Here is a 22,584-nt window from a genome sequence, read left to right on the forward strand (position 1 = left end):
TTCAGCTCCTTGCAAATTCCTCGACCCGCGCACGTTCACGCACCAGCGGTTCGGACAGTTCGAAATTGGCACCTGCGACCGCATCGCCGATAATGACCATAACCGGTCCGGTCAACTCGTCACGATGCTGCAGATCAGGGAGATCCCGCAGAATTCCGTGCAGCAGCCGGCGATCCGCGCGGCTGGCGTTCTCGATCACGGCAACCGTAGTCTCCGGGGGAAGGCCGGCCTGCATCAGGCGCTCGGCGACCGAAGCCGCGACGGTGCGCCCCATGTAGACGGCAATCGTCGCACCCGAGACGGCCAGGCTTGCCCAATCAGGCAATACGTCGCCGGTGAGATCGTGGCCTGTCGTAAAGACCAGCGAGGATGCGACACCGCGCAGCGTCAGAGGCAGTTCGAAATCGGCAGCCGCCGCGAATGCGGAGGTGATGCCGGGAACGACCTCGTAGGAAATACCCGCGACGCGCAAAGCCGCCATTTCTTCGCCCGCGCGGCCATAGACCAGCGGATCGCCGGATTTCAGGCGAACGACGCGCTTGCCTTGGCGACCGAGGTGAACGAGCAGGTCGTTGATCTCTTCCTGTGATTTGGAATGACAGCCCTTGCGCTTGCCGACGGAGAGGCGTTCCGCATCGCGGCGTCCCATGTCGACGATTTCCTGCGGCACCAGCGCATCGAAGACGATGACGTCTGCTTCCATCATCACGCGCTGCGCGCGCAACGTCAGCAGATCCACGGCACCCGGGCCAGCGCCGACGAGCCAGACATGCCCGCGAACCTTGTCCAAGGACTGCAGGAGGCCGTCGGCGACGCGTTTTGCCTGCGGCAGGTTTTCGTTCGCAACGGCGTCGGCGACCGCTCCGGAAAAGAACCGGCGCCAGAATAGACGGCGAGCGGCACCCTTCGGCACACGATGCTCGACCGTCTTGCGGTAGCTGGTCGCAAGCTGCGCCAGTCGTCCAAGCGACGGCGCGAGCAGCTGATCGACCTGAGCGCGGATCATCTGGGCAAGCACGGGTCCAGCGCCTTCCGTACCAATCGCCACGGCTACTGGGGCGCGGTTGACGAGCGCCGGCGTGAAGAAGTCGCAATAGTCGGGCTGATCGACGGCGTTGGCCGGAATGCGCTCGGCGCGTGCAGCGTCCACAATCGCGCGATCCTGAGCGTCATCTCCTGTCGCGGCGAAGACCAGGACGGCTCCGCGCACCTGCTCGGCGGCAAAGCCTGCCCGCACCAACTGAATGCGGTTCGCGATCAGATAGGCATGATAGTCCGCTTCCGGCTTGTCGGCATATGCAACGACGCGCGCCTGCGTGTTCAGCAGCAGACGCACCTTTGCAAAGGCTTCATCGCCATTGCCGAAAACGGCCGCAACCTTGCCTTCAACGCGGAAGAAAGCAGGAAACACCGACAGCTGTTCACTCTTGGAAGGCATCGTCAATCCATTTCGAAGTTGCCGGAATATGCACTCTCCGCCCAGCTAAATGAAGAAACAGAAATTCGAAAGCCCGCACGGGCGCGTATTCTTTTACTCGGCTTGTCCGTGATTTGAGCAAAAGTCACCGGTGAGGCGTCATGAACACACCGGCATCTGCCGCAGCGCAATATAAAGCCTGTGACAAATCAGGTCCACGGCCGAAATCGGCATTTGCCTCGCCGGTTGCTGACGATAGAGTGCGCTCACCAAGGAGAAAGTCATGCCCGACAACACAATCGCCGCCCGCCTGCTCCATGTCATGGAGCACGATATCCTGCCGATGACCGAGCGTGGCGTCGCCCTCGGCAACAAGGTCTTCGGCGCTGCCATCCTGCGCAAATCCGATCTGTCGCTTGTCGTGGCAGAAACCAACAACGAACTGGAGAACCCGCTCTGGCATGGCGAAGTGCACACCCTGAAGCGTTTTTATGAGCTCGGCGAAAAACCCGCCACGACGGACCTGATCTTTCTGTCGACGCACGAGCCCTGCACGATGTGCATGTCGGCGATCACCTGGGCCGGTTTCGATAACTTCTATTATTTTTTCAGCCACGAAGATTCGCGCGATGCCTTCGCAATCCCGCACGATCTCAAGATCCTCAAGGAGGTATTCGGGCTGGAGCCCGGCGGCTATCGACGCAGCAACGCCTTCTGGAACAGCTTCGCCATCGCCGATCTCGTGGAAACCGAAAAGGATGGCCTCAAGGCCGACCTAAAAACCCAGACCGCACGGATCAAGGCGCGCTATGACGCGCTCTCCACCGCCTATCAGTCGTCGAAGGGCGAAAACGACATTCCGCTGAACTGAGATACCATGGAACCTTCAAAGGACATTTCACGCCTGATCGAGATCATGGCGGCGCTGCGCAATCCGGAAACCGGATGCCCGTGGGACATCGTGCAGACGTTCGAGACGATCAAGCCCTATACGATCGAGGAGGCCTACGAGGTTTCCGACGCGATCGAGCGCAACGACATGGACGACCTGTGCGACGAGCTTGGCGACCTGTTGCTGCAAGTCGTTTTCCACGCGCGCATGGCCGAGGAAGCGGGCGAATTTTCCTTTGGCGACGTCGTCGAGGCGATTACCGCCAAGATGATCCGCCGCCATCCGCATGTTTTCGCCCGCTCCGACGCCGATACGCCCGATGCGGTGAAGAAGCAGTGGGACGACATCAAGCAGGCGGAGAAACGCGAACGCATCGAGCGGCGGGCCAGTCGCGGAATTTCCGAGGATTTCAAGGCGGGCTATCTCGGCTCGGTGCAGCGGAGCTTTCCTGCCCTCACCGAGGCGCTGAAGCTGCAGGAACGAGCAGCAAAGGTTGGCTTCGACTGGTCGGCGCCCGAACCCATCCTCGACAAGATCGAGGAGGAAATCGGCGAGCTCCGCGTGGCGTTGCAAGAAGGGGATCAGCAGAAGGTCAGCGACGAACTCGGCGACCTGATCTTCGCTGTCGCCAATATCGGCCGGCACGTCAATGCCGATCCGGAACAGGCGTTGCGCGGAACGAATACAAAATTCAGACGTCGTTTCAATCACATCGAAACGACACTTCAAGCAGAAGGTGAAACGCTGGAGGCGGCCACGCTCGAGCGGATGGAAGAAATCTGGCAGGCAGCGAAGGCAATCGAACGCCAACTGGGCTGAGCGCTAGAGAGCTCCCTTTTCGCCGACTTGCGAAAGCGCTTTATCTTCAATTCCAGGCGCAAAACTGCTGCGCGGCTTTACTGGAATTGCTCTACTGCCAATCGTCGCGCTGTGCCTTCGGGCCGTTGCCCAGGCGGCGCTCGAGTTCGACGGCCTCGCTTTCGGACAGGCGCAGATCGAGCGTGATCGATCCGTCCTCGTTGTCCTCGCGGCTGTCGATGATCGCGTGATCGTAAAGCCAGGGGAGCAGCGCCAGCTTGTCCACGGGCAACCTCACCGTCGCTTCCGTCAACACGCCAGACAGCCTGCGGCTGATCTCGTCCATCAAGCCGTCGATGCCCTCGCCCGTGACGGCAGACAATGCGACGACATTCGGAGTTGCCTGCGCCTTCTGGACAAGGGCCTCGTGGAATTCCGGTTCCAGGCGATCGATCTTGTTCCAGACCTCGATGATGCGTTTTTCGCCCTCGGCCTCGTCGATGCCGAGGTCCTTGAGGATACGCAGCACGTCGGCGCTCTGTGCCTGATTGTCGACGTCGGCCATATCGCGCACGTGCAGAACGAGGTCGGCCTCCAACACCTCTTCAAGCGTCGCGCGGAAGGCGGCAACAAGGTGCGTGGGCAGGTCGGAGATGAATCCCACCGTGTCCGACAGAATGACCGTTCGGCCGTGCGGCAGCTTCATGCGACGCAGCGTCGGGTCCAGCGTCGCAAACAGCATGTCTTCGGCAAGTACGCCGGCGCCAGTGATGCGGTTGAACAGCGTCGACTTGCCGGCATTGGTATAGCCGACGAGCGCCACGATCGGATGCGGCACCTTCTTGCGCTTGGCACGATGTAGCTGGCGGGTTCGCACCACCTGCTCAAGCTCGCGCTCGAGCTTGATGATGCGGTCCTGCAGCATGCGACGGTCGGCTTCGATCTGGGTTTCGCCCGGACCACCCATGAAGCCGCCACCGCCGCGCTGGCGTTCAAGATGGGTCCAACTGCGGACCAGACGGCCCTTCTGGTAATTGAGATGCGCGAGATCGACCTGCAGCGTGCCTTCCTTGGTGGAGGCGCGGCGTCCGAAGATCTCCAGAATGAGGCCGGTACGGTCGATGACCTTGGCGTTCCATTCCTTCTCGAGATTGCGCTGCTGGACGGGTGTCAGCGGATGGTCGACGATGACGAGGCCGGAATCGTTCTCGTCGAGCGACGCCTTGATCTCTTCCAGCTTGCCGGTGCCCATCAGCGTCGCCGGGCGAGGATCGTTGACCGACACGACGAGGCCATTCACCACGTCGAGATCGATTGCCTGTGCAAGGCCGATTGCCTCTTCGAGGCGGCTTTCGGGTGTCCGTGTGACGGTCGCCTGGCCATCGGACGCACTGCGTCCGCCGCGGGCCTTCTTGAGCACGGGCACAATGACGGTCGCACGCATGTCATCCCGGTGCTTTACAGATTCCGGGACGATCGAATCGTTCTTGGTATCGCGTGTCGAGATGACGGCTTGTCCTGTTAGGAAGCGGCTTCTTCGCTCTCGAACATCTGCATCGGCTGGCCGGGCATGATCGTCGAGATCGCGTGCTTATACACGAGTTGCGAGTGACCGTCACGGCGAAGCAAAACGCAGAAATTGTCGAAGGAGGTGACGACCCCCGTCAGCTTGACACCGTTGATAAGAAAAATTGTCAGTGAAATCTTTTGTTTGCGAACAGTATTGAGAAATAAGTCCTGCAAATTCTGAGAACGTTCCGCCATCGCGCCGATTCTTTCTTGATTGCCGGCTTGGTCTCGCCGGTGAAATAGTATTCAACCTCGCCTGCAGGCAGCCGACAACCCTCATCCCCGCCACCCAGAAAGCCTTGGTATCAAATCGCAATCTTTTCCGCAACGTCGAAAAAGGCTTCTCGAATTTTCGCGGACATACTGCCTGGATGCCCATTGGCGATCGTCTGGCCGTCGACGGAAATGACGGGGAAGCAGATGCTGGTTGCCGCCGTAATGAAGACTTCACGCGCACCCAACATCTCGGAAACAGAGAATTTGCGCTCCTCAATCTTCAACCCCAGTTTAGTGCCGACATCCACGAGCGTACTGCGCGTGATGCCGCGCAGAATTCCATGCTCGGCCGGCCGCGTGACGAGGGTTCCGTCGCGATCGACCATCCAGACGTTGGTCGCGGCGCCCTCCTTCACCATACCGTCCGTATCGACGTAGATCGCTTCCTGGGCGCCCGCCTCCTTCGCCTGCTGGCGGGCCATAGCATTCGGGAGGAGCCCGACGGACTTGATATCAACGCGGTCCCAGCGGTTGTCTGGAACGGTGATCGCCTTGATGCCGTTGGCATTCTTCTTTGCGATGATCGCCGGATCGGTGCTCTTTGCAGTGATCACCAGAGATGGGCGCGTGCCTTCCGCCGGGAACACATGATCGCGCCGGGCAACGCCGCGGGTTACCTGCATGTAGAACAACCCGTTGCGAACGCGGTTACGGCGCAGCGTTTCGCGAATGACCGACGTCAGGGCGGCGCGGGTCATAGGCCAGGCGATGCGCAGTTCTCCAAGCGAGCGGTCCAGCCTGTTCAGGTGCCGCGTCAGATCGACGATATAGCCGTGTCTAATTTCGCAGACCTCGTAGACGCCGTCCGCGAACTGATAGCCCCGATCCTCGATATGCACCATGGCGTTCGAATGCTTGACGTAGCGGCCGTTCACATAGGCAATTCTGGGCATGGAAAACCTGATTCACGAAAATTCCGGTGGAACGAAGAGCGGCGCGGGGCGCCGCCCTTCAGTCAGACGCCGAGCGACTTCAGCTTGCGGTGAAGCGCCGACCGCTCCATGCCGACGAACTCGGCCGTGCGCGAAATATTGCCGCCGAAGCGGTTGATCTGGGCGATGAGGTAGTCCTTTTCGAACATTTCACGCGCCTCGCGCAGTGGCAGCGTCATGATGTGATAGTCGTTCTTCGCCGATACTTTCGGCAACATGTCACCGAGATCGGTTGGCAGCATGTCAGCCGTAATGGGTGCGTCAGGGCCATCGGAGCGGGCCAGGATCATCAGGCGTTCGATGTTGTTGCGAAGCTGGCGAATATTGCCCGGCCAGTCATGCGCCTGCAGCACCGCCATGGCGTCGTCGCCGATGCGGCGCAGGCGGATGCCCGCCTGCTCGGAGATCTGCCGCATCAGCTGATCGACCAGGAACGGGATATCTTCGCGACGCTCGGCGAGCGCAGGAACGCGGACCGGCACGACGGCCAGGCGATGGTAGAGATCCTCGCGGAACCAGCCCTCGGCGATGCGGCTTTCAAGATTGTAGGCGGTGGATGAGACGATGCGCACATCGACCTTTACCCGTTTTGATCCACCGACCCGCTCGAACTGCTGATCGACAAGCACGCGCAGGATCTTGTTCTGTGTCTCCCGCGGCATTTCTCCGACTTCGTCGAGATAGAGAATACCGCGGTGCGCTTCCTCCAGCGCACCGATCTTGCGGGCCTGCCCCGGCGATCCTTCTGTTCCGAAGAGCGCGACTTCCATGCGATCCGGCGTGATGTTGGCCGCATTGAGGGCGACGAACGGGCCGCTCGAGCGCGTCGACTTCTTATGAATCATCCGGGCGACCAGCTCCTTTCCGGAACCGGACGCACCGAGAATCATGATGCGGCTGTTGGTCGGGGAAACCTTTTCGATGTTCTGGCGCAGCTGCGAAACCGCAACCGAGGTACCGATCAGCTCGACGGGGTCTCCGGCCTTCCGCTTCAGCTCGGACACTTCGCGCTTGAGCTTGGAGTTTTCGAGCGCGCGTTCGGCGATCAGAATCAGCCGATCGGCCTTGAAGGGCTTTTCGATGAAATCGAATGCGCCGCGCTTGATCGCCGACACCGCTGTCTCGATGTTGCCGTGGCCGGAGATCATCACAACCGGAATATCAGGGTGGCGCGTCTTGATCTCGTCCAGCAAGGAGAGGCCATCGAGCTTGCTGCCCTGCATCCAGATGTCGAGGAAGATCAGCCTCGGAGCGCGGTCGGAGATTGCCGCGAGCGCGCTGTCACTGTCATGCGCCATGCGGGTTTCGTGGCCCTCGTCAGAGAGAATGCCTGAAACAATCTCGCGAATGTCGTGCTCGTCGTCGACGACCAGAATATCAGAGGCCATATGCGCTTTCCTTGTCATTTGCAGCCGGAACGGCGGGCATGGTTTCCAGGCGTGGCAGATGCACGCGGATCATGGCACCTCGTCCCAGGTCAAAATCGGCGGGTGCGTCGTGCAATTCGAGCTGTCCGCCATGTTCTTCAATAATCTTCTTGACGATGGCGAGCCCGAGACCGGTCCCCTTCTCGCGCATCGTCATGTAGGGTTCCAGGATGCTGTGGCGGTTCTCCACCGGCAGCCCGCGACCGTTGTCGATCACATCAACAGTAAACCGGTCGCGCGCCGGATCGAGCGCCGCGCGGACGAGAACCTTGCGCTCTTCGCGCTCATTGCTCGGCACGGCCTCGATTGCCTCAACGGCGTTCTTGATCAGGTTTCCGAATGCCTGACCGAGCATTCGGCTGTCGAACTGCCCTTCCAGTGGCCCATCTCCGAGTTCCTGCAGGAAATTGACGTGGCTGTTGCCCATCTCGCGCAGGAAGACCGCGTCGTGGAGGATCTTGCGCAGATCGCTCGGCTCCTTGGTTGGTTTCGGCATGCGCGCGAAAGAGGAGAACTCGTCAACCATGCGGCCGATATCACCCACCTGCCGGACGATGGTTTCGGTGCATTGATCGAAGACACCCCGGTCGGCCGGATCGATCTGTTTGCCGAAGCGCCGCTGAATTCGCTCAGCCGAGAGCTGGATCGGCGTCAACGGATTCTTGATTTCATGGGCAATGCGCCGTGCGACGTCACCCCAGGCAGTCGACCGCTGCGCAATCACGAGATCGGTAATGTCGTCCAGCGTGATCACGTAGGATTCGCTCAAGTCGCGCACTTCCTCACGCGTCACCTGCACGCTCAGCGTCCTCACCGTCCCGCCGCGAACCAGGGCGATCTGCTTGCGGAAGTCGCCGCGATAGCGAGCAGCTGCCTCGGTCAGAACCTGATCGACTTCGGGAGCGATCTCGGAGAGATTCTTGCCCAGCATTTCGGACGCCGGCAGCGCCATCAGCGTTTCAGCCGAACTGTTCACGATCGTCAAGCGACGGTCGTGCTCGACGCCGATGACTGCGGCCGTTACGCCGGACAGAACCGCCTCGATGAAACGACGACGATCGTCGACCTCGTCCTTGGCTTCCAGGATTTCATCGCGCTGCGTGCGAATTTCGGAGATCATCTTGTTGAAGGTGCGCGACAGGTTGGCAACGTCGCCGTCCACCACGTGCACCGGCACCACGACATCCATATTACCGGATGCGACGCTGTCGGCAGCCGTGATCAGCAGCCTGATCGGCCGCACGATACGGTCCGCGACGGCAATCGCCGTCCAGATCGCCGCCAGCAGCACGATCAAGGCAAAGCCGATATAGAGAACGGCGAAGGCGATCTGCAGCGAGAAGCGGCCGGCTTCCATCGATTTATATTCGTTGGCATTCTCCTCCATCATCCGCATCGCGGTCATGACCTTGGGGTCGACCGCGCGAACCGTGTAGAGGAATGCTCCGTCGATCGCTTCCAGCTTGATGATGGCACCGACGAGGTTGGTCACTCCCGGCGGGATCAGGGTCGGTTGTCCGGCAGACGCCTTGTTGAGCGCATCCGTCGGGATCGCCGGCAACGGCTTCTCGGTTTTGATGTCCGCCTGCGTGATGACCGTACCATCAGCCTGGACCAGAAACGCGCCAAGCAGCCCGCGGCCGCGCGCCTGTCGGGTCATCAGGTCCGCAAATCCAGTGCGATCAAGGGAGAACAGTGGGCGATTGCGCTCCAGGTCGTTGCCCATCGAAACCGTCTGCCCCTGAAGGTAGCTCGCATTCTCCATCATGTAAGCCTGCCCGATGTTGCGGGAGGAACTGACGATCGATTGCGTTCGCAGGGCGAACCAGCGGTCAAGGCCGGCGTTCAGTGTGATGCTGGCGAAGATGGCGACGAGGATGGCCGGCGTGATCGCGACGATCGAAAACAGCAGCACGATGCGGATATGCAGCCGCGCCGCCGCACGGCCGCGCTTGCGTGCCTTGAAGAGGCGCAGGACCTCGCGCCCGATCAGCGCCATCAATCCCAGCACGAAGAAGGAATTCACCACCACGGAGGTGATCACGACGGGCGACGTCGGCGCGATCGGGGTCACTCCGAGAAGTACAAACAGCGTCAGTGTGGCACAGAGAAGCGCGCCCCCGGCAAGAATCAGCCCCGGCAGAGCAAACAGCGCGCGGCGATCGGTTACGGCCGTGACCGGATCGCCTTCCACAGCTGGCGGCACCGCATCCTGCTTCATTCGCTTAAATCTCCTCGCGGCGGATCGTAGCATCCGCAGCAACGTTGGATCGGGCCGGAAACCGCAACACTGCCCGCCCGACAACGTCGGACGAGGGACCGGATGGGTCTAGAACAGCTGCGAAAACACAAACCCCTTGCGTGACTTATAAGCAACGCAATGTGGCGAAAATGCAACGCAGCCTGTCACATTGTCAAGCCGTGCGGGAGCTTCTGTACACGGATACACCGAGTTCCCTGATCTTCTTGCGCAGCGTGTTGCGGTTGAGGCCAAGCAGATCGGCAGCCTTTATCTGGTTGCCGCGCGTGGCTGTCAGCGCTGCGAGAATGAGCGGATATTCCATCTCCGTCAGGATGCGGTCGTAGAGCCCGGGGGGAGGCAAGTTGTCGCCAAAGCTCGCAAAATAGGTCCGCATGTTTTCTTCGACAGCCTGCGCAATGGTCATGTTGCCGTTGCGGATCGGTCCCTTCTCGATCGGACTATCAGGAACGTCAGACCGCAGTTCGGACTCGATGATCTCGCGCGTGATGACATCCTGCGGATAGAGCGCCATGAGACGCCGAATAAGGTTCTCGAGTTCGCGAACATTGCCTGGCCAGGCATAGGCCTTCATCAGGTCCAGCGCCTCCTGATCGAAGCGCTTGGTCCCCAGCCCTTCCTTTTCGGCTTGCTGGATGAAGTGCCGGACGAGGTCCGGAATGTCCTCCGCGCGGTCCCGCAGCGGCGGCAGACGCAACGGAACGACGTTGAGGCGGTAATAGAGATCTTCGCGGAACAGGCCCTGGTTGATGGCTTGCTTCAGGTCCTTGTTGGTCGCCGCCACGATGCGGACATCGGTGCGGATCGGTGTACGTCCGCCGACGGTTGTGTATTCGCCCTGCTGCAGGACGCGAAGCAGGCGCGTCTGCGCATCCATCGGCATGTCGCCGATTTCGTCCAGGAACAGCGTGCCGCCTTCGGCCTGTTCGAAGCGGCCCGTCGAACGCGTCTGCGCGCCGGTAAACGCCCCCTTTTCGTGGCCGAACAGTTCCGATTCGATCAGATCGCGCGGAATGGCAGCCATGTTGATGGCCACGAAAGGACCATTGCGACGCTTGCCGTAGTCGTGAAGCGCCCGGGCGACGAGTTCCTTGCCAGTGCCTGACTCACCGGTGATCATCAGCGTCAGATCTGTCTGCATCAGGCGCGCGAGCACGCGGTAGATTTCCTGCATCGCCGCTGAGCGGCCGACCAGCGGCATGCCGTCCTGCATGTCCTCGTCGAGCTTTGCCGGCTTGCGTTTCGGCTCCGCCAGCGCGCGCCCGATGATGCCGATCAGCTCCGTCAGGTCGAATGGCTTCGGCAAATAATCGTAGGCGCCCTTCTCCGATGCCTTGATGGCCGTCATAAAGGTATTCTGCGCGCTCATGACGAGGACCGGGAGGTCTGGACGAGCCTTCTTGATGCGCGGCAGCAAATCGAACGCGTTTTCATCGGGCATCACGACGTCGGTCACGACGAGATCGCCCTCGCCTGCCGAAACCCAGCGCCACAACGTTGCGGCGTTGGAGGTGATACGCACATCATAACCGGCGCGGCTCAAGGCCTGATTTAGCACGGTACGAATTGCCGCATCATCATCTGCGACGAGGATCGTTGCTGTCATCGAGAAGGTCCTGTGGGGTTCATGATCGTTGCGTCCTCAAGCGAAGCATCCTTGGATGCCGGCATCAGAACACGGAAGGTCGTCTTGTTGCTCTGGCTGTCGCATTCGATGATCCCACCGTGATCGCCGATAATCTTAGCCACGAGCGCAAGTCCGAGGCCGCTGCCATTCGTCTTGGTGGTGATGAACGGGTCGAAGAGATGCGGCAGCAGATCGGACGGCACGCCGGGCCCATTGTCCTGAACGCAGAATTCCAGCGGCAGCGAAATCTTCTCGCGCGTTCCGGCGACTGACAGGCGGATGCCGGGCCGGTAGGCGGTCGTCAGCACGATCTCGCCGTCCGGCCGGTCGCCGACTGCCTCTGCAGCATTCTTGACGAGGTTGAGGAAGACCTGAACGAGCTGATCGCGGTTGGCATAGACGGACGGCAGCGACGGATCGTAGCTCTCAGTGATCCGCAGATGGCGCGCAAACCCTGCCCTGGCGACCGCCTTCACATGATCGAGAACGGAGTGGATATTGACCGGAACACGGTCCACCGGCCGCTCATCGGAGAAAACCTCCATGCGATCGACGAGCGAGACGATACGGTCTGTTTCGTCACAGATGAGGCGGGTCAGAGCACGATCTTCATCGTCAGCGGACTGCTCGAGCAGTTGTGCCGCGCCGCGAATCCCCGAAAGCGGATTCTTGATCTCATGCGCGAGCATCGATGCCAAGCCGGTCACCGAGCGGGCTGCCGCGCGATGGGTCAGCTGCCGATCGATCTTGTCGGCCATCGAGCGCTCCTGGAAAACGATCACGACGGAGCCCGGTTCGCTGACGACCGGTGCCACGTAGATATCCACCAGCTTGTCCTGGCCGAGCCGCGGCGAGCTCAGGTCGACGCGATATTCGTTGATTGGTGCGCGGCGCTCCCGCACCTGATCGATCAGCGCTAGAAGCGGACTGCCGAACGGGATGAACGTCGAGATCCTGTAGCGGGCGAGGTGCGAAGCGCTGGCGCCGAAAAATGCCTCGGCTTCCCAATTGGCAAATGCCACAAGCCCGGCCTCATTGACCATGACGACCGGATTCTGGATGGCGTTGAGTACCGACATGGCAACGGCACTGCCGGCGTGGTCGGCCGATAGCGGCACATCGTTGGTCATGCGGCCTCCCGGGTTTCGTTGTCCGATGCCGAGGCAATCAGGGCATCGTGGAATCGCCGCGAAACCTCACCGGGATCCCGCGCAGTCATGATCGCAGCCTTGTCGGTCGCTGCAATTGCCGGAGCGAATCGCTCCAGATACCAGCCGAGGTGCTTGCGCGCGTGGCGTACGGCAACCTCCTCGCCATAGAACTCAAGCATCATCCGGTAGTGCTCGGTGGCAATACCGGCGATCTCCCACGCCTGCGGTGCCTGCTCGCCGGCGAGCACGCCGGCATGCCAAGGCCGCCCCTGGCACCCGCGACCGATCATCACCGCATCGGCGCCGGAGCGTCGCAGAATCTCATGCGCATCCTCGACGGTCTCGACATCGCCGTTGGCAACCAGTGGAATGGAGAGGACATCGCGGACGGCACGGATTGCGTCCCAATCGGCACGCCCCTCGTAAAACTGCATGCGCGTTCGGCCATGAATGGTCACGAGCTCGACACCGGCATCCTCGGCGCGCTTGGCGATCTCGGGCGCATTGATGGTGTTCTCATCCCAGCCCAGCCGCATCTTCAATGTCACAGGCACGTTGACGGCCTTGACGGTGGCTTCGATGAGACCGAGGGCATGGTCGGGATCGCGCATCAGTGCTGAGCCGGAATAACCGCCGATCACCTTCTTGGCAGGGCAGCCCATGTTGATGTCGATGATATCGGCACCATGGTCTGCGGCAATTTTCGCCGCCTCCGCCATCCAATGCGCCTCGCGCCCGGCCAGCTGCACCATATGCGGCTGGAATCCCGCAGCCTCCAGTCGAGCCCAGGATTCGGAGGTATTGTTGACAAGTTCGCGGCTTGCCACCATTTCCGTCACGACCAGGCCAGCACCATGGCGCCACGCCAGTTGGCGGAAAGGCATATCGGTCACGCCGGACATCGGTGCCAGGACGATGCGGTTGCGCACCGTGACGGATCCGATCCGCAATGGGGATGCGAGGTCTATTTCACACAAATGATTATCTTTCGGGCACGCCGGACAGGTGCACTATTTTTAGACAGGTTTAAATGGCTTGCCAAGGGGGCAGTGCCCGAATTGATATTTTTCGGGCAAATGCTGGAATTCGGTGCGCCAAGCCGTTAGAGCACCAGTGCAAATTCTGCTTTTTGGGGATTTATGCCGCAAATGCATCCAACGCAACCGATATCGATCGGAATTGTCATCGTGGCCGCCGGTCGCGGCGAGCGCGCGGGCGCGCCAGAAGAGGGGCCGAAGCAGTATCGCCCGATCGGCGGCAAACCCGTGATTGCCCATACGCTTGAAAAGTTCATCGCGTGGCAGGCGGCACGGCAGATCGTCGCGGTGATTCATCCCGACGACAAGGCCCTATTCGCCAAGGCGGCCGGCAGGCTTGCGTCTGCCGTCCCGATCGAGGTCGTCCACGGCGGCACCACGCGCCAGCAATCGGTTCTGGCGGGCCTGCGCCATTTGAGGTCCAAGGCAGTAACGCATGTCCTGATCCACGACGCGGTACGGCCGTTCATCGAACACGAACTCCTGGACCGGATTGCCGCCGCCCTGTCGGATGGCGCGGAGGCCGTTTTGCCGGCGATGGCCGTCGCCGATACCCTGAAGCGTGCGGATGCTGCCGGAACGGTGATCGAAACTGTTCCCCGTGCGCAGCTCTATGCCGCCCAGACGCCGCAATCCTTCGCCTTCGAGCCGATCCTTGCAGCACACGAGAAGGCAGCGGCCGCAGAGCGCGCCGATTTCACCGACGACGCCGCCATTGCCGAATGGGCCGGCATTCCGGTTATGATCGTCGAAGGAAACGCGGACAACGTGAAGCTGACAGTGAGGCGCGATATCGCAATGGCGGACAACAGACTTTCAAGCGCAGTGCTGCCGGACGTACGCACCGGCAACGGCTACGACGTGCATCAGCTTGAGCCCGGCGACGGTGTGACGCTGTGCGGCGTCTTCATTCCGCACGACCAGAGGCTCAAGGGACATTCGGATGCCGACGTTGCCCTTCACGCACTGACGGACGCATTGCTTGCCACCTGCGGCGCCGGCGATATCGGCGACCATTTCCCGCCATCGGATCCGCAATGGAAAGGCGCTCCGTCGCGCATTTTCATCGAGCATGCCGCCCGGATCGTGCGCGAACGCGGCGGCACGATCATGAACGCCGATGTGTCGCTTATCGCCGAAGCCCCGAAGGTGGGACCCCACCGCGACGAGATGCGCGCCAAGCTCTCGGAATTTCTCGGCATTTCAATCGACCGCTGCTCGGTCAAGGCCACCACCAACGAGACGATCGGCTTTGTTGGACGCCGTGAGGGCATCGCTGCGATCGCCACGGCGACTGTCGTCTATCAAGGCGCCCGGCCATGAGCCTGTTCCCCGCCGATATAATCGCCGAGGCGGAAGCGCTCGTGCGCGATTTCACCGCAGCGGGCATCATGGTCTCGACGGCCGAATCCTGCACGGGCGGCCTGATTGCCGGCGCGCTGACGGAGATCGCAGGCTCCTCGGCGGTCGTGGATCGCGGCTTCGTCACCTATACGAATAGAGCCAAAATGGAGATGCTGGGCGTCCAGGAGGGCACACTCACCCGCTATGGTGCCGTCTCGGAAGAGACGGCACGGCAGATGGTGCACGGCGCCCTCTTCCGCTCGCATGCCGACATCGCGATTGCGGTGACCGGCGTGGCCGGTCCGGGCGGCGGATCGGCGGAGAAGCCGGTCGGGCTCGTTCACCTTGCGGCCAAGTCACGCACGTCAGGGCTTGTTCACCGAAAGATGCTCTACGGCGATATCGGCCGCGATCAGGTGCGGCTTGCCACGGTCAGAACGGCACTCGCCATGATCAGGCAGCTCGCTCAAGCATAGATCTTCCCCGCGCGCGTCTCAAACGCCTCGGAAAACATCCTGAAGGCCCGGTCGAACATCGAGCCCATGAGCGCGCCGAGGATGCGGCTCCTGAACTCGTAGTCGATGAAGAAGTGGACGTTGGAACCCGTTGACGTGTCTTCGAATCGCCAGCGATTGTCGAGATATTTGAACGGCCCGTCGATGTATTTGACGTCGATGACACGCTCAGCCTTGTTGAGCAGGACCTGCGTCGTGAAGGTTTCGCGGATCGCCTTGTAGCCGACGGTCATATCGGCGATCAGCAGGACCTTGCCGTCGCGCTCCTTGCGGCTGCGGATGGAAAGGGCTTCGCAAAGCGGCAGGAATTGCGGATAGCGCTCGACGTCGGCGACGAGGTCGAACATCTGATCTGCGGAGTGTGGGACGGGGCGATGCGTTTCGAACTGAGGCATGATCGGCAGTTAAGCGGGAGCGCGGAGAAGATCAAGAAGGTGACGCATTTCTTGATGCGATTTCAACTGAAGGACGGGAACGTCGGGCGCGAACCGGTCGATTCCATCAACGATCAGCGGCACGAAGCGGCGTTCGAAATTCCATATGAAGCTCAGAAACTCAAGATCGAGTTTCTCCGGGCAACCCGCCGCCATCTCCGGTCGCGGTCTGCCTCGCCAGCGCAACCAACGACGGGTGACGCCAAGCACGCATCGCCAGCGCGGCAACCGGACCCACAGGACAAATTCGGTTCTCGGCAAGCGCAGATCGAATGTAGATGAACCGGTGCCATCCATCAGCCACCGTTCGGTCACAACCGCGGCGGCGATCATGTCCCGCTCTTCGCCCTTCGGTCGCTTGACCCAGCCAGGCAACCAGTAGAACTCACGGTCCATCGATATGTGGCGGACATCGAGCCGTTCGCCTATCTGCTTCGAGAGTGTCGTCTTCCCGCCGCCAGAGCAGCCGATGACCAAAATGCGATTGGAACGCTTCAAAATTCCGGCGGCTTGAGCTAGATCGGTAACAAACCTCGGCATGTTCCATTCCTGCAGATAGATATCGAAACGACTTGATCACTCAGGCGGCCGGAACGACGCGATGAAGCAGCGCCCTCATCTCAGCCCTGCTGCTCAGCTGCACGATCGGAACGAATGGACCGTGGAGCCGGACACCCTCCATAAATTCGGGCACATCGTCGCGCTCGAAATTCCAGACATATGAGATGAAATGCCAGTCCGGTATTCGCTCGAGGCATCCCGGCGCCATATCGGGCCGGGTTTTCCCGCGGTAGACGAAGCCGCGTCTGACTATGCTCCAGAGGCACAGCCAGCGCGGCACCCGCACCCAGAGGACGATATCGGCGCGTGGCAATCGCAGATCGAGGGACTTGGGATTGTTGCCGTCGATGATCCAGCGATCTTCGGCGACGATTCCGGCGATCAACTGTCGCTGCTCGGCCCGCGGTCTCCAAACCCAACCGGGCAACCAGAAGACTTCGCGGTCCATGGAGACGTAGCGCAGGCCGAGAGTGCGGGACAGTTTCTGCGAAAACGTGCTCTTGCCGCCACCGGAACAGCCAAAGACAACGATCCTGCGCGCATGGCGCAGTCTGTCTGCAGCATCCTCGATGCTTGAGATACCGTTGGGCATGTGCGGGCTCCCGAAATGGAGCAGCGCAATTTACACAACTTTAGATATCAGACAACCGCATTTACTCGGCCGCCACAAGCAGTTTCTTCTCGCGCGCGGCCCTCAGGCGGGCAAAGTCGTCGCCGGCATGGTGCGAGGAGCGCGTCAGAGGGCTGGAGGCCACCATAAGGAAGCCCTTGGTATAGGCAACGGTCTCGTAGGACTTGAACTCGTCAGGGGTGACGAAGCTCATGACCGCATGGTGCTTGCGGGTGGGCTGCAGGTATTGGCCGATCGTCAGGAAGTCCACATCCGCCGTGCGCAGGTCGTCCATCAGCTGCAGCACTTCGTTGCGCTCTTCTCCGAGGCCCACCATGATGCCTGATTTGGTGAACATCGTCGGGTCCAGTTCCTTCACCCGCTGCAGCAGGCGGATGGAGTGGAAGTAGCGGGCGCCGGGGCGAACGGTCAGGTAGTTGCCGGGCACGGTTTCCATGTTGTGGTTGAACACGTCGGGCTTGGCGGCGACGACACGCTCCAGCGCTCCGGGCTTCTTCAGGAAGTCGGGCGTCAGGATCTCGATCGTCGTTGCCGGCGACGCGGCGCGGATCGCCCAGATCACCTTCTCGAAGTGCTCGGCGCCGCCGTCTGCCAGATCGTCGCGGTCGACGGATGTGATGACGACGTGGCTGAGGCCCATCTGCTTGACCGCCTTGGCCACATTTTCGGGCTCGGCCATGTCGAGCGCGTTCGGCTTGCCTGTCGCGACGTTGCAGAAGGCGCAGGCCCGCGTACAGATCTCGCCCATGATCATGAAGGTCGCGTGCTTCTTGTCCCAGCACTCGCCGATATTGGGGCAGCCGGCTTCTTCGCAAACGGTGACGAGCTTATGCTCCTTCACAATCGAACGCGTTTCGGCATAACCCTTGGAGGTCGGCGCCTTGACGCGGATCCAGTCCGGCTTGCGCATGACTTCCGTGTCCGGGCGATGCGCCTTTTCCGGATGCCGCACGCGTTTTGCGTCGGGATTGATCGTGTCGAGAATGGTTACCATAGCAGTTCAACTCTCCGCCGCCCCATGCGGCTAGACCCTATCGGCGTGCAAGCCGCGCGACGAATATCAGCAGGCAGGCACCAAGGAAACCCGTTATGAAGTAACCGAGCCTGCCACCGGCCACTTCAAGATGAAACTGCGCCAGGATCGCAGTCGCCACAACCGAGCCGACGATACCGAGCACGATGTTCAGCAATATGCCGTAACGGGCTTCCATCAGCTTGCCGGCAAGCCAGCCCGCAAAACCGCCGATGATGATTGCTGCAATCCAGCCTACGCCTTCCATCCTGTCCTTCGCCCCTTACGCTATCGCTCTTGCGATCAGCACCACGATGATGGCACCGATGGTCGCGTGAATGATCTGCACCACGATCGCATTCTCAATCCCCAGCGAAATCCCGAGCGCGTTGAAGAGAAACCCTCCGACGAACGCGCCGATGATGCCGCTGAGCAGGCATCGTATCAATCCGCCTCCTCCGACGATCAGGCTGGCGAGAAAGCCCGCGACCAGACCGATCAGGAGAAAGATGAGCAATGCCTGCGTACCCATAGACATGATGATTTCCTTTCGTTTTTTCCACCCCTGTCGGGACGGCTTGCGCCGCCCTCGGGGGACGGCTTGTGCCGCCTCGGGATAAAGGGCGGCGCAGGAAATTATCAAGCGTTCAAAACCCGGCCGTAAGCGTCGAGAACGGCTTCCTTCATGCTTTCGGATACCGTCGGGTGCGGGAAGATGGTGTGCATCAGCTCTTCTTCCGTCGTCTCTAGGTTCATTGCCACGACGAAGCCCTGAATGAGCTCGGTCACTTCAGCGCCGACCATGTGCGCGCCGAGCAGTTCACCGGTCTTCTTGTCGAAGATGACCTTGACCATGCCCTGGTCTTCGCCGAGTGCGATCGCCTTGCCGTTTGCAGCGAAGGAGAACCGGCCGACACGTATGTCGCGGCCCTGTTCCTTGGCCCTGGCTTCGGTCAGGCCGACGGACGCGACCTGAGGGTTGCAGTAGGTGCAGCCTGGCACCTTGCTCTTGTCGGTGGGATGCACGTTCGGCAGACCGGCGATCTTTTCGATGCAGACGACGCCCTCGTGCTCGGCCTTGTGGGCAAGCATCGGCGGGCCGGCGACGTCGCCGATGGCGTAGATGCCCGGCACGTTGGTCTTGCCGTAGCCGTCGATGACCACGCAGCCGCGGTCCGTTTTGACGCCGAGTGCCTCGAGACCGAGGTTTTCAATGTTGCCCTGCACGCCCACGGCCGAAATCATCCGGTCAGCCGTGATCTGCTGAACCTTGCCGTCGGCCGTTTCGACATGGGCGGTCACGCTGTTGGCAGCCTTCTCCACCTTGGTAACCTTGGCGCTCGTGAAGATCTTGAGGCCGCGCTTTTCCAGTTGCTTGCGGGCAATCGCAGTGACTTCGGCGTCTTCGACCGGCATGATGGTCGGCATGACTTCGACGACGGTGACGTCAACGCCCATCGAACGATAGAAGCTTGCAAACTCGATGCCGATCGCGCCAGAGCCCATGACGATCAGCGACTTCGGCAGGACATCGGGCTTCAGCGCTTCGAAATAGGTCCAGATCAGCTTGCCATCCGGCTCGATGCCGGGCAGAGCGCGCGGACGGGCGCCAGTGGCGATGATGATGTGCTTGGCGGTGTATGTGCCCTCCGCGCTCTTGATGTTCTTCGGCAGCGGATGCTGCGGCTCGACGGCCGGCTTGCTGGACTTGGTGACGACGATTTCACCGGGCTTGGTAATCTTGGCTTCGCCCCAGATCACATCCACCTTGTTCTTCTTCATCAGGAAGCCCACGCCGGTATTGAGGCGGGCGGAGACGCCGCGCGAGCGGGCCACGACCGCCTTCACATCGGCGCTGACCTTGCCCTCGAGAACGAGGCCGTAGTCCTTCAGGTGGTTGGAATGGTCGAGAATCTCGGCAGAGCGCAGCAGCGCCTTGGTCGGAATGCAGCCCCAGTTCAGGCAGATGCCGCCCAAATGCTCACGCTCGATGATTGCGGTCTTGAGGCCCAGCTGACCGGCGCGCACAGCGGCGACATAGCCGCCCGGACCGGAGCCGATGATGATGACGTCGTAATTCTCAGCCATATTTTCCTGCCTTTGTTATCGGGCGTCGCGGGTGAAAAGCACCCACTCGTGTTTCCTGCTGCTTTCGAAAAAAGACACCGCATCGATGCGCGCCGTCTCCGAAAATCCGTTCTTCCCATAAAGCGTCAGTGCCGCTTCGTTATAGCCTGCGGTGATCAGGCTGACCGGCAGTTTTCCCGCCCGCTCGATCTGGTCTTCCAATATCCGGCTGGCGATCCCGATGCCTCGTAGGTGGCTGTAGACAGCGAGCGTTTCGATAAACCAGCTTCCAATCACCATCTTCTGCAGATCGATTACCGGCTTGAGAGCCGGGTGATCCGGTTGGATGTCACGTATGCCTTCACCCAGCCCGTAGCCGATCGCGGCTCCGGCAATCTCGCCGTAAGCCTCGGCAATGACGGCGTCACCCCAGGCACCACGGCCTTCGTCCCGGCGCATCTTCCGTCGGCCCAGTTCCAGCGGCGTGTCGCCGCCGCCGTTTCCAAGGTCGGTCAGCCAGAGCCACGAGGCAAAGCCGTGCGAGGCAATATCCACGAGAACCGCCAGTTCGGCCGCATCCTCCCGCACCGCGGGACGCAGCGACACGAAAGACCCCATGGTCAAAGCCCCAGCATCATCCGCACGGTCGACTCAAGACCGCGCCCGAGAGCGCGGGTATTCTCCGCATCAAGATGTATGCCGTCGAGCGGCGTCGTCTTGGCAACGGAATTGCCGTCGAAGAAGCCACAACCAAGCTCGTCGGCGAGATCGCGATAAAGGGTCGCAAGCTTGGCCGACTCCTCGATGCCTCCGACGAAGGACGCCGCGAACGGCACGTTTGCCGTCTCGCAGACCTTCGGCGGCGCGACGATCAGGATATCCGGCGCGTCGAATTCGAAAGGCCAGGCATGATTGCGGATCAGCCTGACCAACCGGGCAATGCCCTGGCAGGCGGCAAACGCCGATCCCGCCACGACCGGCTTCATGTCGTTTGTGCCGAGCAGGAGGATGACGAGATCGAGCGGCGCATGCGTCTGCAGGATCGTCGGCAGGACGCGTGCACCGTTGCGATCGCAATCGGCGAGATGATCGTCGAATGCAGTCGTGCGACCGTTCAGGCCCTCGGCAATGATCCTGACCTCGTTGCCGAGGGCTGCCTGCAGCGTGCTCGGCCATCGGTCCTTGTAGTCGTGACGACCGATGGAAACGGCGTCGTAACCCCAGGTCAGCGAGTCGCCGTAGCAAAGAACGGTCTTCGTCATTTCCGTCTCCGCTTTCGTCTCAGACGAGCATGCCCATCGGATTTTCGATGTAGCCCTTGAATGCCTGCAGCAGCTCTGCACCGAGGGCGCCGTCGACGCAGCGATGATCCGTCGACAACGTGACGCTCATCACGGTTGCGATCACCATTTCGCCCTTGCGGACGATGACCCGCTGTTCGCCGGCGCCAACCGCCAGGATCGTTGCATGCGGCGGGTTGATGACGGCCGCGAACTGCTTCACGCCCATCATGCCCATGTTGGAGACCGACGTGGTGCCGCCCTGGAATTCTTCGGGCTTCAGCTTGCGATCCTTGGCGCGCTTGCCGAGGTCGCGCATCTCGTTGGAGATGACCGACAACGTCTTTTCCTCGGCCTTGCGGATGATCGGAGTGATCAGGCCGCCCGGGATCGAGACGGCGACGCCGACGTCGACGTGCTTGTGCTTGACCATATTGCTTTCGGTCCAGGAAACGTTGGCATCCGGAACATCGCGCAGCGCAAGGGCCATGGCCTTGATGACCATGTCGTTGACGGAGAGCTTGTAGGCGGCGCCGCCATCCTTGCGGGGAGCCGCGTCGTTAAGCTGGGCGCGCAACGCCAGCAGCGCATCGAGTTCGCAATCGACGGTGACGTAGAAGTGCGGCACGGTCTGCTTGGATTCGACGAGGCGCTTGGCGATGACCTTGCGCATGCCGTCATGCGGCACGAGCTCATAGGAGCCGGGCTCGAACAGCTTGAGCACGGCCTCCTCAGAAGCGCCCTTCGGTGCGGAGGCAGGAGCCGCGGCAGCCTGGGGAGCAGCTGTAGCAGGTGCCGGAGCAGCCTTTGCACCGCCGCCTGCGGCCGCAGCTTCCACGTCGCTCTTGACGACGCGACCGTGCGGACCCGAACCAGCGATTGCCGACAGGTCGATACCTGCTTCCTTCGCCAGTCGACGTGCGAGCGGCGAGGAGAAGGTGCGGTTGGTGTTTTCAGCAGGCGCTCCGGTGTCGACCCGGCCGGTCGCAGCCACCGACGCGGACGGCGCGGATGCGGGTTCGGCCTTCGGCGCAGCGACAGCTTCGGCCTTCGGAGCCGGAACGGCAGCACCTGCACCGCTGGCCGCAGCGCCGACGTCTTCGCCGTCGGCAGCCAGAACCGCGATCAGCGCATTGACCTTGACGCCTTCGGTGCCGGCGGGAACGACGATCTTGGCAACGGTGCCTTCGTCGACGGCTTCGACTTCCATCGTCGCCTTGTCGGTTTCGATCTCGGCGATCACATCGCCGGACTTAACCGTATCGCCTTCCTTGACGAGCCACTTGGCCAGATTGCCTTCTTCCATCGTCGGAGAGAGGGCAGGCATCGTGATGTTGATAGGCATCGAAATACC

At 61.3% G+C, this 22,584-nt stretch carries 23 protein-coding genes; 4 read left to right on the plus strand and 19 right to left on the minus strand.

What is annotated here, in order from left to right; genetic code table 11:
- Position 1: 1 nt before the first annotated feature.
- Complete coding sequence (cysG, locus tag ASC97_RS13195; RefSeq protein WP_057468772.1) at positions 2-1,438, minus strand: siroheme synthase CysG; 1,437 nt, start codon at positions 1,436-1,438, stop codon at positions 2-4.
- A 262-nt stretch (positions 1,439-1,700) separates the two neighbouring features.
- Here cysG and ASC97_RS13200 point away from each other — a divergent pair, with 262 nt between their 5' ends.
- Both ASC97_RS13200 and mazG read left to right on the plus strand, forming a co-directional pair.
- A complete protein-coding gene (locus tag ASC97_RS13200; protein WP_057468773.1) occupies positions 1,701-2,288 on the plus strand; it encodes a nucleoside deaminase in 588 nt (195 codons plus the stop codon).
- A 6-nt stretch (positions 2,289-2,294) separates the two neighbouring features.
- Positions 2,295-3,128 carry a nucleoside triphosphate pyrophosphohydrolase gene (mazG, locus tag ASC97_RS13205; RefSeq protein ID WP_057468774.1) on the plus strand — a complete coding sequence of 278 codons (834 nt, stop codon included), beginning with the start codon at positions 2,295-2,297 and terminating at the stop codon, positions 3,126-3,128.
- Between the two features lie 91 nt (positions 3,129-3,219).
- Here mazG and hflX read toward each other — a convergent pair whose 3' ends face one another.
- From hflX to dusB, 8 genes are all read right to left on the minus strand, one after another.
- Positions 3,220-4,551 (minus strand): GTPase HflX, encoded by a 1,332-nt coding sequence (gene hflX / locus ASC97_RS13210; RefSeq protein ID WP_057468775.1) that lies wholly within the window; start codon positions 4,549-4,551, stop codon positions 3,220-3,222.
- Between the two features lie 77 nt (positions 4,552-4,628).
- A complete protein-coding gene (hfq, locus tag ASC97_RS13215) occupies positions 4,629-4,871 on the minus strand; it encodes an RNA chaperone Hfq (protein WP_003539403.1) in 243 nt (80 codons plus the stop codon).
- Between the two features lie 110 nt (positions 4,872-4,981).
- Complete coding sequence (locus tag ASC97_RS13220; protein WP_057468776.1) at positions 4,982-5,845, minus strand: D-amino-acid transaminase; 864 nt, start codon at positions 5,843-5,845, stop codon at positions 4,982-4,984.
- A 62-nt stretch (positions 5,846-5,907) separates the two neighbouring features.
- Positions 5,908-7,272 (minus strand): nitrogen assimilation response regulator NtrX, encoded by a 1,365-nt coding sequence (gene ntrX, locus ASC97_RS13225; RefSeq protein ID WP_057468777.1) that lies wholly within the window; start codon positions 7,270-7,272, stop codon positions 5,908-5,910.
- Entirely contained in the window at positions 7,262-9,532 is a 2,271-nt protein-coding gene (locus tag ASC97_RS13230) for a sensor histidine kinase NtrY-like (protein ID WP_057468778.1), read from the minus strand. The genes ntrX and ASC97_RS13230 overlap by 11 nt, the downstream gene beginning before the upstream one ends.
- A gap of 193 nt (positions 9,533-9,725) precedes the next feature.
- A complete protein-coding gene (gene ntrC, locus ASC97_RS13235; protein WP_057468779.1) occupies positions 9,726-11,177 on the minus strand; it encodes a nitrogen regulation protein NR(I) in 1,452 nt (483 codons plus the stop codon).
- Entirely contained in the window at positions 11,174-12,328 is a 1,155-nt protein-coding gene (locus tag ASC97_RS13240; RefSeq protein WP_057468780.1) for a two-component system sensor histidine kinase NtrB, read from the minus strand. The genes ntrC and ASC97_RS13240 overlap by 4 nt, the downstream gene beginning before the upstream one ends.
- A complete protein-coding gene (gene dusB, locus ASC97_RS13245; RefSeq protein WP_057468781.1) occupies positions 12,325-13,326 on the minus strand; it encodes a tRNA dihydrouridine synthase DusB in 1,002 nt (333 codons plus the stop codon). Before dusB ends, ASC97_RS13240 begins: the two co-directional genes overlap by 4 nt.
- A gap of 162 nt (positions 13,327-13,488) precedes the next feature.
- Here dusB and ASC97_RS13250 point away from each other — a divergent pair, with 162 nt between their 5' ends.
- On the plus strand, positions 13,489-14,709 hold the full coding sequence (locus ASC97_RS13250) for a bifunctional 2-C-methyl-D-erythritol 4-phosphate cytidylyltransferase/2-C-methyl-D-erythritol 2,4-cyclodiphosphate synthase (RefSeq protein WP_057468782.1): 1,221 nt from the start codon (positions 13,489-13,491) through the stop codon (positions 14,707-14,709).
- Positions 14,706-15,206: a CinA family protein gene (locus ASC97_RS13255; protein WP_057468783.1), complete on the plus strand. Its 501-nt coding sequence runs from the start codon at positions 14,706-14,708 to the stop codon at positions 15,204-15,206. Before ASC97_RS13250 ends, ASC97_RS13255 begins: the two co-directional genes overlap by 4 nt.
- On the opposite strand, the gene ASC97_RS13260 is transcribed toward ASC97_RS13255, so the two are convergent.
- The 10 genes from ASC97_RS13260 to ASC97_RS13305 all read right to left on the minus strand — a co-directional run bounded on the left by ASC97_RS13260 (position 15,197) and on the right by ASC97_RS13305 (position 22,575).
- A complete protein-coding gene (locus ASC97_RS13260) occupies positions 15,197-15,640 on the minus strand; it encodes a type II toxin-antitoxin system RatA family toxin (RefSeq protein WP_057468784.1) in 444 nt (147 codons plus the stop codon). The two genes, ASC97_RS13255 and ASC97_RS13260, sit on opposite strands and share 10 nt — an antisense overlap.
- A 9-nt stretch (positions 15,641-15,649) precedes the next feature.
- Complete coding sequence (locus tag ASC97_RS13265) at positions 15,650-16,219, minus strand: AAA family ATPase (protein ID WP_113000488.1); 570 nt, start codon at positions 16,217-16,219, stop codon at positions 15,650-15,652.
- A gap of 40 nt (positions 16,220-16,259) precedes the next feature.
- Positions 16,260-16,832, minus strand: a complete 573-nt coding sequence (locus tag ASC97_RS13270; RefSeq protein WP_057468786.1) for an AAA family ATPase — start codon at positions 16,830-16,832, stop codon at positions 16,260-16,262.
- Positions 16,833-16,893: 61 nt separating this feature from the next.
- On the minus strand, positions 16,894-17,865 hold the full coding sequence (gene lipA / locus ASC97_RS13275) for a lipoyl synthase (protein ID WP_057468787.1): 972 nt from the start codon (positions 17,863-17,865) through the stop codon (positions 16,894-16,896).
- Between the two features lie 37 nt (positions 17,866-17,902).
- Entirely contained in the window at positions 17,903-18,151 is a 249-nt protein-coding gene (locus ASC97_RS13280) for a GlsB/YeaQ/YmgE family stress response membrane protein (RefSeq protein ID WP_057468788.1), read from the minus strand.
- Between the two features lie 15 nt (positions 18,152-18,166).
- Positions 18,167-18,421, minus strand: a complete 255-nt coding sequence (locus ASC97_RS13285) for a GlsB/YeaQ/YmgE family stress response membrane protein (protein ID WP_057468789.1) — start codon at positions 18,419-18,421, stop codon at positions 18,167-18,169.
- Between the two features lie 101 nt (positions 18,422-18,522).
- Positions 18,523-19,971, minus strand: a complete 1,449-nt coding sequence (lpdA, locus tag ASC97_RS13290; protein ID WP_057468790.1) for a dihydrolipoyl dehydrogenase — start codon at positions 19,969-19,971, stop codon at positions 18,523-18,525.
- A 15-nt stretch (positions 19,972-19,986) separates the two neighbouring features.
- Positions 19,987-20,568, minus strand: coding sequence for a GNAT family N-acetyltransferase (locus tag ASC97_RS13295; protein ID WP_057468791.1), 582 nt, complete (start codon positions 20,566-20,568; stop codon positions 19,987-19,989).
- Between the two features lie 2 nt (positions 20,569-20,570).
- The gene (locus tag ASC97_RS13300; RefSeq protein WP_057468792.1) at positions 20,571-21,212 is read right to left on the minus strand and encodes an SGNH/GDSL hydrolase family protein; all 642 of its coding nucleotides are present in this window, start codon (positions 21,210-21,212) and stop codon (positions 20,571-20,573) included.
- 19 nt (positions 21,213-21,231) lie between these two features.
- Positions 21,232-22,575, minus strand: coding sequence for a pyruvate dehydrogenase complex dihydrolipoamide acetyltransferase (locus ASC97_RS13305; protein ID WP_057468793.1), 1,344 nt, complete (start codon positions 22,573-22,575; stop codon positions 21,232-21,234).
- Positions 22,576-22,584: the final 9 nt, after the last annotated feature.

Source organism: Rhizobium sp. Root1203 (assembly GCF_001424945.1).
GTDB lineage: Bacteria > Pseudomonadota > Alphaproteobacteria > Rhizobiales > Rhizobiaceae > Rhizobium.